Consider the following 15,323-nt stretch of genomic DNA (forward strand, 5'->3'; position numbering starts at 1 on the left):
CTGGCCTGAGGTGGCCCCGCCGTACGGCGAAGCCCGCGAAAGCACGGCGACGACGCCCAGGGCGGGGGTGTGCCGTGGGCGTCGTGCGTGCGCGAGGGGTTGCCTCGCCTCCCCATGGGGCACCGGACGTGGTGCCGGTGCGGGTCGCCGTCCCGATGGGGTCAGTCCTTTTTCTTGTCGTCCTCGGCGCGTTCCCGTTCGGCGACGAGCTGGAGGGCGATGTCGATGATCATGTCCTCCTGGCCGCCGACGTAGCCGGCCTCGCCGACGCGCTGGAGGATCTCGTGGGCGGGCACGTCGTACCGTTCGGCCGCCCGTTCGGCGTGGAGCAGGAAGCTGGAGTAGACGCCCGCGTAGCCCTGGGTGATGGCGCCGCGGTCGGCGAACGGCAGCCGCTTGAGGAACGGCTTGACCACCTCCTCGGCGGCCGCCAGAGCGCCCTGCACGTCGACGCCCGTCGGGATGCCGAGGCGTTCGAAGGTGGCGGCGAGGACCTCGGTGGGCGAGTTGCCCGCGCCGGCGCCGAGGGCGCACAGGGCGCCGTCGATCTGCAACGCCCCGCTCTGTACGGCGAGCACGGAGTTGGCGATGCCGAGCGAGAGGTTCTGGTGGCCGTGGAAGCCGACCTGGGCCTCGTGGCCGATCTCCTTCACCAGGGCGGCGATGCGCTCCTGGGCCTCGCCGAGCACGAGCGCGCCGGCCGAGTCGACGACGTACACGCACTGGGCGCCGCCGTCGACCATGATGCGGGCCTGCCTGGCGAGCTCCTCGGGGCCGATGCGGTGGGAGAGCATGAGGAACCCGACGGTCTCCATGCCGAGCTCGCGGGCGGCGGCGAAGTGCTGCAGCGAGATGTCGGCCTCGGTGCAGTGGGTGGCGATGCGGGCGACCGACGCGCCGGCGTCGTGGGCCTTCTTCAGGTCCTCGATGGTGCCGACGCCGGGCAGCAGCAGCACGGCGATCTTGGCCTGCCTGGCCTCGTCCACGGCGGCGGCCACGAGTTTGATGTCGTCCTCGAGGGAGAAGCCGTAGTTGAACGACGAGCCCCCGAGGCCGTCGCCGTGGCTCACCTCGATGACCTCCACCCCGGCCGAGTCGAGGGCGTGCACGACGTTGCGCACCTGCTCCTCGGTGAACCGGTGGGCCATGGCGTGGCTGCCGTCGCGCAGCGTGGAATCCGTGATCCTGACCTTCTGGGGCGTCATGCCGTCACCTTCCCGGACGCCTTGCGCATCGCGAGCTGCTCGCCGGTACGGGCGGCCGCCGCGGTCATGATGTCGAGGTTGCCCGCCCACGGGGGCAGGTAGTCGCCGTTGCCCTTGACCTCGAGGAACACCGCCACGCGGGCGTGGCCGTTCCAGATGTCGCGGGGCTCGTCGAACTGCGGCTCGGCCCGGAGCGTGTACCCGGGCACGTACTCGCGCACCTTGTCCACCATGCGGTGGATCGACTCGGCGATCGCGTCGGTGTCCGCGTTCGCCGGGATCGCGCAGAACACCGTGTCCCGCATGATCATCGGCGGCTTCACCGGGTTGAGGATGATGATCGCCTTGCCGCGCCCGGCGCCGCCGACCGACTCGATGGCCCGCGCGGTGGTCTGGGTGAACTCGTCGATGTTCGCCCGGGTGCCGGGGCCCGCCGAGCGGGAGGCGATCGAGGCGACGATCTCCGCGTACGGCACGGGCACCACGCTGGACACCGCGTGCACGATCGGGATCGTGGCCTGCCCGCCACAGGTGATCATGTTGAGGTTGGGCGCGTCGGACAGCTCGTCGAGGTTGACCGGCGGGCAGACGAACGGGCCGACCGCGGCCGGGGTGAGGTCGATCGCCTGAATCCCGGCCTCCTGGTAGCGGGGCGCGTTCGCCAGGTGGGCCTTGGCCGAGGTGGCCTCGAAGACCAGGTCGGGCAGGTCGTCCTGGGCGAGCAGCCAGTCCACGCCCTCGGCCGAGGCGGGCACGCCGAGCTCGCGGGCGCGGGCGAGGCCGTCGGAGTCCGGGTCGACGCCGACCACCGAGTGGACCGTGATCCAGTCGCTGCGCAGCAGCTTGATCAACAGGTCGGTGCCGATGTTGCCGGGGCCGACGATGGCGGCGGAGAGGGTCATGCCGCCTCCTTCGCGAACGCGATCGACACCGAGCCGATGCCGCCGAAGGTGGCGGTCACGCTGTCGCCGGGCCGTACCGGGATGGAGGCGGTGCACGAGCCGGGCAGCACCACGTGCCCGGCCTCCAGGGTCACGCCGCGCTCGCCGAGCACGTTGGCGAGCCACACCAGGGCGTTGAGCGGGGAGCCGAGTACGGCACCGCCGGCGCCGGTCTGCTCGAGCTCGCCGTTGCGGTGCAGCAGGCAGCCGGTGAGGGCGAGGTCGACGGCGTCGAGCCGTACCGGGCGGGTGCCGAGCACCACGCCGCCGCTGGAGGCGTTGTCCGCGATCGTGTCCGCGAGGGTGATCTTCCAGTCGGCGATGCGCGAGTCGATGATCTCCAGGGCGGGCAGCACGAAGTCCACCGCGGCGGCGGCCTCGGCCGCGGTCACCCCGGGGCCGCGCAATGGCCGGCCGAGCACGAACGCGACCTCGGGCTCGATGCGCGGCTGGAGGAACCGCCCGGCGTCGACGCGCGAGGCGTCCGCGAAGAACATCGCGTCGGTGAGGTGCCCGTAGTCGGGCTGGTCCACGTTGAGCTGGCGCTGCATCGCGGCCGAGGTGAGGCCCACCTTGTGGCCCTTGATCCGGGCGCCCCGGGCGAGCCACGCGTCCACCTGGGCGAGCTGGATCGCGTACGCGTCGTCGACGGTCAGCCCCGGGAACGTCTGGGTGAGCGGCGCGATCGGCGTGCCGGACGCGTACGCGTCGAGCAGCAGCGCCGCGGCCTTGTCCACGACGCCCGCGGGCGTGCGGACCTTGTCGTCGTCCATGCTGGTCCCTTCGTCGTCGTCCCGGGGATAGACCCTGGTGGGCGGGACCGGGCGCGGGCAACGAACGTGTCCCGCTCGACGGGACGCCTCCTGAAGTTTTGCCGGAAGGGGCCGAATAAAGTTAGGCGTGTCCTCCGCCATGACCAGCGACTCCTACCTGCACCGGGTCGTCCGGGTGCTGTCCGCGTTCCGGGCCGAGGACGACGAGCTCGGCCCGTCCGAGCTGGCCCGGCGCACCGGGCTGCCGAAGTCGACGGTGCACCGGATCATGCAGGCGCTCGTCGAGGAGGGCCTGCTGGAACGGCGGGGCCAGGAGGTACGGCTCGGCCTGCGGCTGTTCGAGATCGGCCAGCGGGTGCCGCGGCAGCGGGTGCTGCGCGACGCGGCCCTGCCGTACATGGCGGACCTGTGGGAGGCGACCCGGCAGACGATCCACCTCGCGGTGCTGGAGGGCACCGAGGTGGTGTACGTGGAGATCCTGCACGCGCCGGGCGGGCCGGAGTTCCCGTCGCGGGTGGGCGGGCGGCTGCCCGCGCACGCCACCGGGGTGGGCAAGGCGATCCTCGCGTTCTCCCCGCCGGAGGTGGTGCAGCGGGTGCTGGAGGCCGGGCTGTCCCGGATGAGCGGGCGCACGGTGGCCGCGCCCGGGCTGCTGCTGCGGGAGCTCGCCCGGATCCGGCGGGAGGGCGTGGCCTACGACCGGGAGGAGTCGGGGCCGGGGATCGTGTGCGCGGCCGCGCCGGTACTGGGGCGGGGCGGCGAGGTGCTGGGGGCGCTGTCGGCGTCCGGGCTGTCGACGCGGATGCGGCTGGAGCGGATCGCGCCCGCGGTGCACACCGCGGCGCTCGCGCTCTCCCGCACGCTCGGCCGCCGCGACCGGCCGTACCACACGGCGCAGCGGGCGCTCGCCGCCTGGTACGTGCCCGGCGTGGCCGAGCGGCCTCCCGACCGCCTGTGACGCACGGCGGCGTCAGGCCATGGCGGTGGTCTTCTCGGGCTCGGTTTGCCCGGCCTCTCCGGCGGCGGGCGGGGTGAACGGGGCGAACAGGGCGCCGAGCCGCGCCACGGTCTCCGGGACCACACGGTAGTAGACCCAGGTGCCGCGCCGCTCGCAGTCGATCAGCCCGGCGGTGCGCAGCACCTTGAGGTGGTGCGAGATCGTCGGAGCGGTGAGGTCGAACGCTCCGGCGAGGTCGCACACGCACACCTCACCCTCCGCGGCGGAGGCGATCATCGACAGCAGGCGCAGCCGTACCGGATCGGCGACGGCCTTGAGCGGCACCGCGAGTTCCGCGGCGTCGGCCTGCGACAGGGGCGCGCTCGTGATGGGAGCGCAGCACCGGTCCACTGTGGTGGCCATGACAGCTCCTGTTCGCGACTCACCCGGAATCATATCGGCGTTCGGGCGTTCCGGCCGTTCCCGCTTTCCCGCCCGGGCCGTTTGATGATCATGGGGTCGTCGCAGGAAGGGGCCGGGTCCGGGCGCGGCGAGGCGGCCCGCGTACCCATCGAGATGACGTTTCGCGGTATGGCGAGAATATTCCCGCTGAACGATCGGCAAGGAAGTCGTCAAGAAACTTTCACAGAATCGCACCCCGAACGGTGCGCCGCGGGGATTCAATTTGATATCGCGACGATTATCGCCATTATGGTGGATTCTTCGCTTGGCATGGAACGCCCGATAAGCCGCAGGGATTTCCTGGACGGCGTCGCGCTGTCGACGGCGACGACCCTGGTGCCCGGCCCGGGCGCCGGGCGGCCCGGCGACGACGTGGCGGTGGACGAGGAGCCCGGCCACGGCCGCCCGCCGGAGTGGCAGGGGCTGCAGGGGGACACCGCGGACGCGATGGCGGTGCCGCACGCGCTGCGCGACCGGCGGTTCTGGGAGCGGGCCGGCGCGCCCGAGGCCACCGGCGAGGAGTACGAGCTGGTGGTGGTGGGCGCCGGGATCAGCGGCCTCGCCGCGGCCTACCGGTGGTGGCGGGAGAACCCCGAGGCCCGCATCCTCGTGCTCGACAACCACGACGACATCGGCGGGCGCAGCCGCCGCAACGAGTTCCCGGTGGCCGGGCTCGTCGGGTACGGCGGGCCGCCCGCGCTGCCCTCCTCGCCCTCGCCGGAGACGGCCGAGCTGCTCGCGGACCTCGGCATCGAGCTCGGCACTGCCGAGGGCACGGCCGAGGGCGCGCCCGGGGCCGGGTGGGCCGGGCGCGAGCCGTACCGAGAGCTCGGCATGGGCGAGGCGGTCTTCTGCGACCGGGAGAGTTTCGGCACCGACCGGCTCGTGGCCTTCCGGCCGGGCTGGATCGACGAGCTGCCGCTGGCCGACGCGGCGAAAAGCGAATTGTCGGCGCTGTTCGGCAACCCCCCGGACTGGTGGCCCGCGGCGAGCGTGGCGGAGAAGCGGGCCCGGCTGGCGCGGATCAGCTACTCCGGCTTTCTCCGCGAAATATGCCGTGTTCATCCCGAGGTGGTGCGATTCTGTCACACGATGCCGGTGCACGACCGGTGCCGCACCAGCGACATGATCAGCGCGCTCGACGCGTTCGCGCTCGCCGACGACCACTCCTTCCCGGGCCTCGCCGGGCTGGGCATCCCGCGCCCCGGCGGCCACGGCCACGTGCAGCTGTTCCCGGACGGCAACCACGGCCTGGTCCGCGCGCTGGTCGGCCGCATGATCCCCGAGGCCGGAGGCCGTCCGGACGGCGGCGCCGTACCCGCCCGCATCGACTACGACCGCCTCGACCTGCCCGGCAACCGGGTGCGGGTGCGCCTCGCGAGCCCGGTCGTGCTGGTGCGCAACGACGGCCCGGCGGAGACCGCGACCTCGGCGACGGTCGGCTACTTCGACGGCGAGACGGTCCGGACCCTGCGGGCCGGGGCGGTGATCCTCGCCTGCTGGCACGCGATGATCCCGTACCTCGTCCCGGACCTGCCGCAGCACCGCCGGTCCGCGCTGCTGCGCACGGTGCGCGCGCCGATGCTGTACGCCACGGTGCAGGTGCGCGACTGGCGCGCCTGGCACGCGGCCGGGATCGACCGGGTGCGGTTCACCGGGGCCTACTGGTCCGACGTCCGGCTGCCCGCGGTGCCGCAGGCCGGCGAGCGGGCCGCCGTGGACCCCGGCGAGCCGGCCACCGTCCACCTGGTACGGCTCGCCGTGAAGCCGGACGCCGACCCGATCGAGGGCGCGGTGGCCGGGCGGCGGGAGCTGGCCGAGGTGCCGTACGAGCACCTGGAGTTCACCGTGCGCGACCAGCTCGCCCGGCTGCTCGGCCCGACCGGGTTCGACCCGGCGCGGGACATCCAGGCCATCACGATCAACCGTTGGGCGCACGGCGTGCCGCTCGGCGACGGGCTGCCCGGCGGCAAGCCGCCGTTCGCCTCCCCGCACGACGACCCGATCGAGGGCGACTGGCGGTTCGGGCGCATCGTGATCGCCGGCTCGGACCGGGCGCCGGAGGGCGGCGCGGACGCGGCGATCGCCGTGGCCGTGCGTGCCGTGGACGAGCTCACGCCCGCCCGCAGCCGGTGACCCCCGCCACCGGGCCCGACGCGGTGCCGTACCGGCGCCCGAGGCCGGTACGGCCAGGCGGCACGGCGGCTAGGCGGAGGTGGCGGCGAGGCTCGCCGCCCAGAGGCGGCGGGCGAGCTCCGGGTCGGTCATGTTCGCCGAGGCGCGGGCCGGGGTGGTCCGCACGAAGTACCGGCCGGGGTACGCGGTGCCGTCCGGGTGGGTGGCGAGGTGGACGAGCCCGCGCGCGCCCTCCTCCGGCGAGCGGGCGAGGCCGGGGATCATCATCAGGAACCGCATGTAGGCGGTGTCAGATGCGAAATTTGTCCTAATTATCCCTGGATGGAAGCAAGTGGGATAAATGTTCTTTCCCAGCCGGGCGAGATGGGCGGTGAAAAGCACGTTCGCCTGCTTGGAGTCGCCGTACTGCAGCCAGCCGTTCCACCACCTGCGCCTGCGGTCGAGGTCGTCCGGGTCGATCCGCCCGGTCCGTGCCGCCATCGACGCGGTCGTCACGATCCTCGCCCCGGACTCGTGCAGCCGGTCGAGCAGCAGCGTGGTCAGCAGGAACGGCGACAGGTGGTTCACCTGCATGATGAGCTCGTGCCCGTCGACGGTGGTCTGCCGCCGCGGCGTCATCACCCCCGCATTGTGGGCCAGAACATCGATCCGCTCGTAGCGGTCGAGCAGTTCCGCGGCGAGCTTCCTGACCTCGGCGAACGACGCGTAGTCGCAGGTGAGAATGTCGGGCCGGGACCCTGAGACGGACGTCACACGGTCCGCCGTGCGCTCGAGTTTCGCCCGGTCACGGCCGACCAGAACCACCGTGTGACCACGTGCGGCCAATTCCACCGAGGCGGCCGAGCCGATGCCGCCGGCGGCCCCCGTGATCACACAAATCATCGGGTCCTCCCGTACGCTAGAACCATTTCGGTGCTAACCTTTGTTCGATCTTTCGGAGGTGCATTTATCCCCATATATGCGGGCTGGACTCCCGCACCCGAGGAGCGGCTGATGCGTTCGAAAAACCGGTCGATTCGGTTCAAGGTCTTTATGCTGCTGCTCCTGCCGCTGCTGTCCCTCAGCGCGCTGTGGGGCTTCGTCATGAACCTCACCGTGGGTGACGGTCTCGCCCTGCTCCGTGCCAACACCCTCTACAACACGATCGGGACCACCAGTACCGAGCTCGGCGTCCAGATCATGAACGAACGCGCGCACTCGGCCTCCCTGGTCAGCAGCGGGCGCCGCGCCTCCCCCGAGCTCACCGCCCAGCGCGGCCGCACCGACGTCGCGCTCGCCGAGTTCCTGCAGGCGGCGCGGAGCGATGAGGCGACCCAGGCGATGAGCCCCGCCATGAAGGGGCCGGTGGACTCGATGATCCGCGAGCTCGACCGGCTCGACCGGATCCGGGCCGAGGTCGACAACGGCACCTCCGATCGTCTCGAGGTCGTGCAAGCGTACAGCCGGATCATGGATTCGCTGAATCGCGTGTACGACCAGCTCGTCACCGTCCCGGACCTCACCGTGTTCCGCCAGGCCGCCACGCTGCAGTCGATGGCGAACGCCCGCGAGCTGCAGTCCCGGCAGATCGCCCTGATCGAGGGCGCGCTCGTCGAGAACCGGCTCACCCCGGAGGAGCGGGCCGAGTTCGCCCGCCTCGCCTCCGTCCGCCGCTACCTGTACGAGCGGTTCCTGCCGATCCTCCACACCGACCTGCGGCAGCCGTACGAGCGGGTGTTCGAGTCCTCGGCCTACAAGCGGTACCTGGAGCTCGAGGACCGGATCGTCAACGCCAGCGGCATGGGCGACGGCCTGCCCGCCGCCGGCGAGTGGCGGTCCACGTCGAGCGCGGTGGCCGCGGCGCTCGACCGGGTGAACATCGGCTCCGGCGAGATCATGGCCGAGAAGGCCAAGGAGGCCGCGACCACGATCCTGCTGCGCATCGTGATCGCCGGTGGCGTGGGTCTGCTCGCGGTCGTCGCCTCGATCACGTTCTCGCTGCGGTTCGCCCGCCGCCACGTGCGCGACCTCGCCACGCTGCGCAACTCCGCGCTCGAGCTCGCCGACACCCGCCTGCCGCGGATCGTGGAACGGCTCAGCCGCGGCGAGGACGTCGACGTGGCCGCCGAGGCGCCGCCGATCAAGGCCGGCGACTCCCGCGAGGTCGCCGACGTCAGCCACGCGTTCTCGTCGGTGCAGCGCACGGCCGTCGAGGCCGCGGTCGGCCAGGCGAAGCTGCGCAAGGGCATCGCGCAGATGTTCGTCAACCTCGCCCGGCGCAAGCAGGCGCTGCTCAACCGCCAGCTCCAGCTGCTCGACTCGATGCAGCGCCGTACCACCGAGCCGGACGCGCTCGAGGACCTCTACCGCCTCGACAGCCTCACCACCCGGATGCGCCGCCACGCCGAGAGCCTGATCATCCTCTCCGGCAACACCCCCGGCCGGGCCTGGCGGCGCCCGGTGCCGGTGGTGGACGTGATCCGCGCCGCGGTGGCCGAGATCGAGGACTACCAGCGCATCCAGGTCTTCCCGGTCGGCGAGACCGCGGTGAACGGCACCGTCGCCGCCGACCTCATCCACCTGCTCGCCGAGCTCGTGGACAACGCCGCGAGCTTCTCGCCTCCGCAGACCACCGTGCAGATTCGCGGTGAGGAGGTCGCCAACGGCTTCGTGGTCGAGATCGAGGACCGGGGCCTCGGCCTCTCCGCCGAGGAGTACGCCGCGATCAACCAGAACCTGGCGAACCCGCCCGAGTTCGACCTCGCCGACAGCGACCGCCTCGGCCTGTTCGTGGTGGGCCAGCTCGCCAACCGGTACGGCGTGGCCGTCACGCTGCGGCCCTCGCCGTACGGCGGCACGACCGCGATCGTGCTCATCCCGCGCTCGCTGCTCGCCACCGACGCCGGGCCGGCCGCGATCGAGGGCACGGCCGTGAACGCCGCCACGGCCGCGCCGTACGTGCCGCGGCACTCGGCCACGCCCCCGCAGCCGGTCCAGGCGACCGTGGTCGAACGCAAGACCGGGCCCGACGCCGACGCGGGCAAGGCCGACGCCGAGGACGACCGCGCCAGGCGCGACCAGGCGGCCCAGGCGGGCACCGAGCAGAAGCGCGGGGCCACCGACACCTCGCCGTTCTTCACCCCGGCGGCGCTGCGCACCGAGCCGGTGCCCAGCGCCCTGCGGAACCTCGACGACGAGGACGACCGCAGGCCGGGCGACCGGCGGGGACGGCCCGGCCCCTCGCTCACCGTGCTCCCCGGAAGCGCGCCGGGCGCCGACGCGGACGCGCCGTCGCCGCAGCCGGGCTCCTCGCCCGCGCAGGGCGGCGCTCGGAAGCCACCGCAGCCGGTGACCAACGGCACCTACCGCGGGCTGCCGCGGCGCGTGCGCCAGGCGAGCCTCGCCCCACAGCTGCGCAACAGGTCCACACCGCTCTCCGCGCCCCCGCCGGAGCGCGTTCCGGAACGCTCACCGGACGAGGCGCGGGCTCTGTTCTCCGCCTTCCAGCAGGGAGTGCGGAGAGGGCGTCTCGACTCGGAGCGTCACGCTGACGAGCAGGAGCCCAACGACGATGTGGCGAACCAGATCACTGCCGAGAAGGGTACGGAATGACGGGCAAAACGACGTCGAACGGCGAACTCAACTGGCTGCTGGACGATCTCATCAGTAGAGTCGGCGCCGTCCGTCAAGCGGTGATCCTTTCCACCGACGGGCTCCTGGTCGGCTCCTCACAAGGGCTCAGCCAAGAGGACGCCGAGCACCTGTCCGCGGTGGCGGCCGGGTTCCAGAGCCTCGCCCGCGGTGCCGGACGGCACTTCAACGGCGGCGAGGTACGCCAGACCATCGTCGAGATGGAGTCGGCGTTCCTGTTCGTGACCGCGGCCGGCCAGAACACCTGCCTCGCCGTACTCGCCGAGGCCGACGCCGACGTGGGCCAGATCGCGTACGAGATGGCCATGCTGGTGAAGCGTGTCGGACAGCACCTCTCAACCAACCCCCGGGGGACCCAGTCGTGAAGAAGCCGGAGTGGCTGGACGAAGACGCAGGGCCGGTGGTTCGCCCATTCGCCCTGATCCGCGGTCGTACCAGATCCTCCGGCGATAACTTCGATCTCATCGCCGTGGTGGTCCCGACCGGTGCCTCGGCACCGCCCGAGGCCATCATCGGCCCAGAACAGCACCGAATCCTGGAGCTCGCCGAGGAGGGGGTGACGGTCGCCGAGGTCGCGTCCGAACTCGACCTCCCCCTCGGCGTGGTCCGGGTTTTGCTTGGCGACCTGAAGGACCACGGCCTCATCGAGGTCCGCCCGCCGGCTCAGGTCTCGCCGCTGCCCAGCGAGCGTATTCTCAAGGAAGTGATCCATGGCCTCCGCGCCCTATGACGACCCGGTGGCCCTGAAGATCCTCATCGCCGGAGGCTTCGGGGTCGGCAAGACGACACTGGTCGGCTCGGTCAGCGAGATCCGCCCGCTGCGCACCGAAGAGCTGCTCTCCGACCGGAGCATCGGCGTCGACGACACCGAGGGCGTCGACAACAAGACGACCACCACGGTCGCGATGGACTTCGGCCGCATCACCATCCGCGACGGCCTGGTGGTCTACCTGTTCGGCACGCCCGGCCAGCACCGGTTCTGGTTCATGTGGGACGAGCTCGCGTACGGCGCGCTCGGCGCGGTGGTGCTCGCCGACACCCGGCGGCTCACCGACTGCTTCCCCTCGATCGACTACTTCGAGCAGCGCGGCACCCCGTTCATCGTCGCCGTCAACTGCTTCGACGGCGCCGAGGTGCACGACCCGGAGAACGTGCGCATCGCCCTCGACCTCGACCCGGACGTCCCCGTGATGAACTGCGACGTCCGCCGCCGCGCCTCCGCCAAGACGGTCCTGATCACCCTGGTCGAGCACGCCCTGCGCACCCTCACCGCCAACGCCGGCTGACCCTCCGGCCGGGCCCCCTTGGCGGCCGCGGGCTCACCCGCCCTGCGGCTTTCGAAGGCCACGCCCTCGCCCGGCCGGACGGGTCACCCATGCTCGTCGTACGGCCTTCGGCCCTGATTGGCCGCACGTTGGCCCGCACAGCCGCGTCCGGTCGGCCATCGCCCTTCGCCCATCCGGCTCGACCGCGGCGGGCCCACAAGGCCCCACCGCCGCGCCGTACCGGCCCACCTTTCGTACGGGCGGGTGGGCATTTGGTTCTGAGCCGCCTTGGGTACGGCCATGCCCCCTGTGGGGACCTCCCGCTTGCTCACCGTCCGCCGCCGGCGATCGGCCTATGGCCGCGCCTGTGTGGCCGCCGACGGCTTCACGACCACCGTTCCAGAGCGGCCTCCGGCCCATCCCACCATGTGCTCGCGGGTCGACCACCAGCACACGTCAGGCACGCAGCCGACGGCCGCAGCGGGCCGTTGACGGCCTGCGGCCTGCCGAGGGCTCGGCCTGATGGAGCCTTGGCCGCTCGGCCCTGGCGGCCGGCCGTACCTCTCAGTGGCTCTGGTCGCCGTTGAGGACCCGCGAGACCCACTCCAGCGAGCCGGTGCGGAGGATCTCGTCGGCGAGCCGCTTGGCCGTGGTCGTGGTGAGCGCGGCGAGCGAGCTGTCGATCCACGGCTGCACGTTCTGGTTCCCCTGCTCGCGGTACTCCACCGCCTGGATCAGGCACTCGAGCTTGTCGGCGTCCCGCGCGCAGATCGCCTCCAGGCTCGCCTTCTCCTCGTACTCGGCCACCGCGTCCTGGATCATGCGCGCCACCGGCTCGGGCACGTCCCGCACCTGCTCGGCCGTGACCTCGGGGTTGGGCACCGCCGTCAGGTACCGCTTGCCGAGGTACGGGATGTCGGTCGTCCGTGTCTCCTGGGTGTCATGGAACAGGCTCATGAAGGCGGCACGCTCCGGATCGGCGCCCTCCAGCGACGCGATCACACTCGCGATCACCGCGGCCCGGAAGCTGTGGTCGGCCACGCTCTCCGGACTCGTCACGCCCGCCACCAGCCAGCCGGTCCGCTTGTACCGCTTGAGCAGACCGAGCTCGTACAGCAGGCCTGCCAGCCCGGCCATCTCCTGCTCCATGCGAATCACTCCAGCCTCGTCGACCACAAGCGATGACGTGCGAGATAGATGCCCCCGCTGCCACCGCCCCCAACCCGTCCCACCCGGGCGATCGCGAACCCCCACGCTCCCGCCCGTACCCCTCGATTTGCCGTCTCCCCGCGGAGGCAATAAGCTCTCACTGCGATCGGCGGACGTGCTAGCCTAGGTCTCGACCAAGGCGAAGCCGCAGGTCAACAACTCTATACAGGCGGCCGTAGCTCAATGGATAGAGCATCTGACTACGGATCAGAAGGTTAGGGGTTCGAGTCCTCTCGGCCGCGCGCGGATCAAAAGCCACTTCCGATCTTCGGAGGTGGCTTTTGAAGCTTGTACGGCGGCAGGTACGGCAACGGCCTCGAGTGCCGTGCCGCTCCAGGGCGATCATTGAGCCGCGTAAGTGCCCACGCGAACATTGGGAAATTCCAGCGCGAACCGCCCGCCACTCTCCGGAGTCGATCGGCAGGTTATCGGGCGTCCGAGGTCATCATTCCGGCTACATCGGGTTTTCGAGCGACCGTACCCGGCGTCGGGGTCAGGTCGTTTCATTCAGGTAGGTCAGCACGGCCAGGACGCGGCGGTGGTCGTCGTCGGACGGGGGTAGGCCGAGCTTGGCGAAGATGTTGTTGATGTGCTTGCTCACCGCCTTCTCCGTGATGACCAGGCGGGCGGCGATGGCGCTGTTGGAGCGGCCTTCGGCCATGACGGCGAGGACCTCGCGTTCCCGTGGGGTGAGCGCGGAGAGCCGGTTGCGCCCGCGGCCGGCGGTGAGGAGCCGGGCGACGACCTCGGGGTCCATGACCGTGCCGCCCGATGCGACCTGGCGGACCGCGGACACGAAGTCGCGGACGTCGCCGACACGGTCCTTGAGGAGGTAGCCGACACCGCCGGATCGGTCGGACAGGAGTTCGGCCGCGTAGAGGTGCTCGACGTACTGGGACAGGATCAGTACGGGCAGGCCGGGAACCCTGCGGCGGGCCTGCAGGGCGGCACGCAGGCCCTCGTCGGTGAAGGTGGGCGGGAGCCGTACGTCGACGACCGCGACGTCCGGGCGGATCTCCACCAGGCGGTCGGCGAGGTCGGTGCCGTCCGCGACGGTGGCCACGACCTCGAAGCCGTACGCGGTGAGCATCCGGGTCAGGCCGTCCCGGAGCAGGGCGAGGTCCTCGGCGATCAGGACACGCACGGCAGCTCCGCCTCCACGATCGTCGGGCCGCCGACCGGGCTGGTGACGCGCAGCGTGCCGTCGAAGGCGGCCAGGCGGCGTTCCACGCCGCGCAGGCCGGAGCCGCGCCGCGGGTCGGCGCCGCCGCGGCCGTCGTCCTCGACGCGCAACACCAGCCGGTCGCCGAGGTCCCTGACGGTGATGATGATGCGCGATGCCCCGCTGTGTTTCACCGCGTTCGTCATGGCCTCCACCATCGTGAAGTACGCGGCCGACTCCAGCGGCGGCGCGAGCCGGCGGTCCAGGCGGATGTCGAGGTCGACGGGTACGGCGCTGCTCATCGCCAGCGAGCGTAGTGCGCCCTCGATGCCGCGGTCGGCGAGCAGCGGCGGGTGGATGCCGCGCACCAGGTCGCGCAGCTCGGTCAGGGCGGTGTGCGCGCCCTGCCGCGCGTCGGCGATCAGGGCCTTGGCGGCCTGCGGGTCCTGGTCGAGCAGGTCCTCGGCCATGCCGAGGTTCATGGTCAGGGCGACGAGCCGGGCCTGGGCGCCGTCGTGCAGGTCGCGTTCGATGCGGCGCAGCTCGGCGGCGGAGGCGTCCACGGCCTCCGACCTGGTCCGGGTCAGCCGTTCCACGCGCGCGGCGAGCTGCGCCTTCTGGGTCGGGGCGAGCAGCCACCGGCAGTACCGCCGCTCCAGCTCGACCGCCGGGCCGGGGGCGCGCAGGCCCAGGAAGAGCGCGAGCGCGGCGGCCAGGGTGGCGAGCAGGGCGGAGCCCGGGCCGGTGATCGGCATGCCCAGGTACTCGGCGTCGGGGAACTGTCCGATCGCCCACAGCCCGGCGGTGAGGACGCCCTGTACGCCGCTGAGCCACAGGAGCGCGCCGATCACCGCCAGGAAGAGCTGCCCGGGGAGGGCGACCCACAGCAGGTCGCGGGCGGTGGCCGGGGTGCCCAGGATGGTGAGGACCTTGGCCAGGGTGCCGTCCGGCATCGGCGGGTACGGCGAGCCGGGTTCGACCCCGACCCTGGCCCGCTGGAAATCGGCCAGCCGCCGGTTCAGCTCGACCGCCTTGACGAACAGCGGCAGCCCGCCGACCAGGCACGCCACCGCGCCGAGGAGGACCAGGACGAACACGCCGTACCCGGCGAGCGCGACGCCCAAGCTGATCACGAGGTGGCGGACCCGGCACGGCCAGGTGCCGCCGCGCGTCTCGGCGCCCATCATCGCCTCCGCGACGGGGTCGGGGCGGCCGGATGGAGGGCGTGCGGGGAATCCGTCACGGGCCACATGGCTGTGACTCTAAAGCGGGACGCCGCGGTGGGTGGAGGGTGTGCGCACGCCGATCCGAGGTGGTGCCTGCACCACCATCGATTGGCGGTGCCGCACCATCGAGACGACACGGTCGCCGCCCGTAGCGTTCCGGGCATGATCTCGATTCGCGACATCCGGCGTTCTCGTTCCCTTCGCCGCCGTGCCGGGCTCCTCGGCACCGCCGTACTGGCGACCCTCACCGTGACCGCGGCCCCTGCGGCCTCCGCCGTACCCGCGGCCGAGCGGCACGCCACCGCGTCCGATTCCGTCGACGTCGTCCAGCGGGGGCTGGACAGGCTCGTCGGCAAGTACGGGTTCCCCGCCGCGCT

Annotated in this window: 15 protein-coding genes and 1 tRNA gene; 8 read left to right on the forward strand and 8 right to left on the reverse strand. The window is 71.9% G+C overall.

The genetic code is table 11. The annotated features are described in order from the left end of the window. Window positions 1-161 precede the first annotated feature (161 nt). From dmpG to FHX40_RS22345, 3 genes are read right to left on the reverse strand one after another with little or no spacing between them, the layout of a single operon-like run. Window positions 162-1,205 (reverse strand): 4-hydroxy-2-oxovalerate aldolase, encoded by a 1,044-nt coding sequence (gene dmpG / locus FHX40_RS22335; RefSeq protein ID WP_142261433.1) that lies wholly within the window; start codon window positions 1,203-1,205, stop codon window positions 162-164. Next, entirely contained in the window at window positions 1,202-2,107 is a 906-nt protein-coding gene (locus tag FHX40_RS22340) for an acetaldehyde dehydrogenase (acetylating) (protein ID WP_142261434.1), read from the reverse strand. Before FHX40_RS22340 ends, dmpG begins: the two co-directional genes overlap by 4 nt. Then, window positions 2,104-2,919, reverse strand: coding sequence for a 2-keto-4-pentenoate hydratase (locus FHX40_RS22345; RefSeq protein ID WP_142261435.1), 816 nt, complete (start codon window positions 2,917-2,919; stop codon window positions 2,104-2,106). The genes FHX40_RS22340 and FHX40_RS22345 overlap by 4 nt, the downstream gene beginning before the upstream one ends. A 127-nt stretch (window positions 2,920-3,046) precedes the next feature. On the opposite strand from FHX40_RS22345, the gene FHX40_RS22350 reads away from it, so the two are divergent. After that, window positions 3,047-3,877, forward strand: coding sequence for an IclR family transcriptional regulator (locus tag FHX40_RS22350; RefSeq protein ID WP_229788489.1), 831 nt, complete (start codon window positions 3,047-3,049; stop codon window positions 3,875-3,877). 12 nt (window positions 3,878-3,889) lie between these two features. On the opposite strand, the gene FHX40_RS22355 is transcribed toward FHX40_RS22350, so the two are convergent. Continuing rightward, the gene (locus FHX40_RS22355; protein WP_142261436.1) at window positions 3,890-4,279 is read right to left on the reverse strand and encodes an ArsR/SmtB family transcription factor; all 390 of its coding nucleotides are present in this window, start codon (window positions 4,277-4,279) and stop codon (window positions 3,890-3,892) included. A gap of 309 nt (window positions 4,280-4,588) precedes the next feature. On the opposite strand from FHX40_RS22355, the gene FHX40_RS22360 reads away from it, so the two are divergent. Continuing rightward, complete coding sequence (locus tag FHX40_RS22360) at window positions 4,589-6,454, forward strand: NAD(P)/FAD-dependent oxidoreductase (protein ID WP_142261437.1); 1,866 nt, start codon at window positions 4,589-4,591, stop codon at window positions 6,452-6,454. A 69-nt stretch (window positions 6,455-6,523) separates the two neighbouring features. On the opposite strand, the gene FHX40_RS22365 is transcribed toward FHX40_RS22360, so the two are convergent. After that, window positions 6,524-7,336 (reverse strand): SDR family NAD(P)-dependent oxidoreductase, encoded by an 813-nt coding sequence (locus FHX40_RS22365; protein ID WP_142261438.1) that lies wholly within the window; start codon window positions 7,334-7,336, stop codon window positions 6,524-6,526. Window positions 7,337-7,486: 150 nt separating this feature from the next. Here FHX40_RS22365 and FHX40_RS22370 point away from each other — a divergent pair, with 150 nt between their 5' ends. Genes FHX40_RS22370 through FHX40_RS22385 form a run of 4 tightly spaced genes read left to right on the forward strand, consistent with a single transcriptional unit; the run spans window position 7,487 to window position 11,370 of the window. After that, the gene (locus FHX40_RS22370; RefSeq protein WP_170198933.1) at window positions 7,487-10,045 is read left to right on the forward strand and encodes a sensor histidine kinase; all 2,559 of its coding nucleotides are present in this window, start codon (window positions 7,487-7,489) and stop codon (window positions 10,043-10,045) included. Then, a complete protein-coding gene (locus FHX40_RS22375) occupies window positions 10,042-10,449 on the forward strand; it encodes a roadblock/LC7 domain-containing protein (RefSeq protein ID WP_142261440.1) in 408 nt (135 codons plus the stop codon). The genes FHX40_RS22370 and FHX40_RS22375 overlap by 4 nt, the downstream gene beginning before the upstream one ends. Continuing rightward, on the forward strand, window positions 10,446-10,814 hold the full coding sequence (locus tag FHX40_RS22380) for a DUF742 domain-containing protein (protein ID WP_142261441.1): 369 nt from the start codon (window positions 10,446-10,448) through the stop codon (window positions 10,812-10,814). The genes FHX40_RS22375 and FHX40_RS22380 overlap by 4 nt, the downstream gene beginning before the upstream one ends. Further along, window positions 10,795-11,370, forward strand: a complete 576-nt coding sequence (locus tag FHX40_RS22385; protein ID WP_142261442.1) for a GTP-binding protein — start codon at window positions 10,795-10,797, stop codon at window positions 11,368-11,370. Before FHX40_RS22380 ends, FHX40_RS22385 begins: the two co-directional genes overlap by 20 nt. A 543-nt stretch (window positions 11,371-11,913) precedes the next feature. On the opposite strand, the gene FHX40_RS22390 is transcribed toward FHX40_RS22385, so the two are convergent. Then, window positions 11,914-12,498: an HD domain-containing protein gene (locus FHX40_RS22390; RefSeq protein ID WP_142261443.1), complete on the reverse strand. Its 585-nt coding sequence runs from the start codon at window positions 12,496-12,498 to the stop codon at window positions 11,914-11,916. 229 nt (window positions 12,499-12,727) lie between these two features. Between FHX40_RS22390 and FHX40_RS22395 the strand changes: the two genes are divergently transcribed. After that, window positions 12,728-12,800: transfer RNA gene (locus FHX40_RS22395), tRNA-Arg, on the forward strand. Window positions 12,801-13,051: 251 nt separating this feature from the next. On the opposite strand, the gene FHX40_RS22400 is transcribed toward FHX40_RS22395, so the two are convergent. Then, entirely contained in the window at window positions 13,052-13,702 is a 651-nt protein-coding gene (locus tag FHX40_RS22400) for a LuxR C-terminal-related transcriptional regulator (protein WP_142261444.1), read from the reverse strand. After that, window positions 13,690-14,904 carry a sensor histidine kinase gene (locus tag FHX40_RS22405; RefSeq protein WP_142261445.1) on the reverse strand — a complete coding sequence of 405 codons (1,215 nt, stop codon included), beginning with the start codon at window positions 14,902-14,904 and terminating at the stop codon, window positions 13,690-13,692. Before FHX40_RS22405 ends, FHX40_RS22400 begins: the two co-directional genes overlap by 13 nt. 204 nt (window positions 14,905-15,108) lie before the next feature. Between FHX40_RS22405 and FHX40_RS22410 the strand changes: the two genes are divergently transcribed. After that, on the forward strand, window positions 15,109-15,323 hold a 215-nt coding region (locus FHX40_RS22410), incomplete at its 3' end, for a hypothetical protein (protein ID WP_211350362.1).

It is taken from the genome of Thermopolyspora flexuosa (genome assembly GCF_006716785.1).
Taxonomy (GTDB): Bacteria; Actinomycetota; Actinomycetes; order Streptosporangiales; family Streptosporangiaceae; genus Thermopolyspora; species Thermopolyspora flexuosa.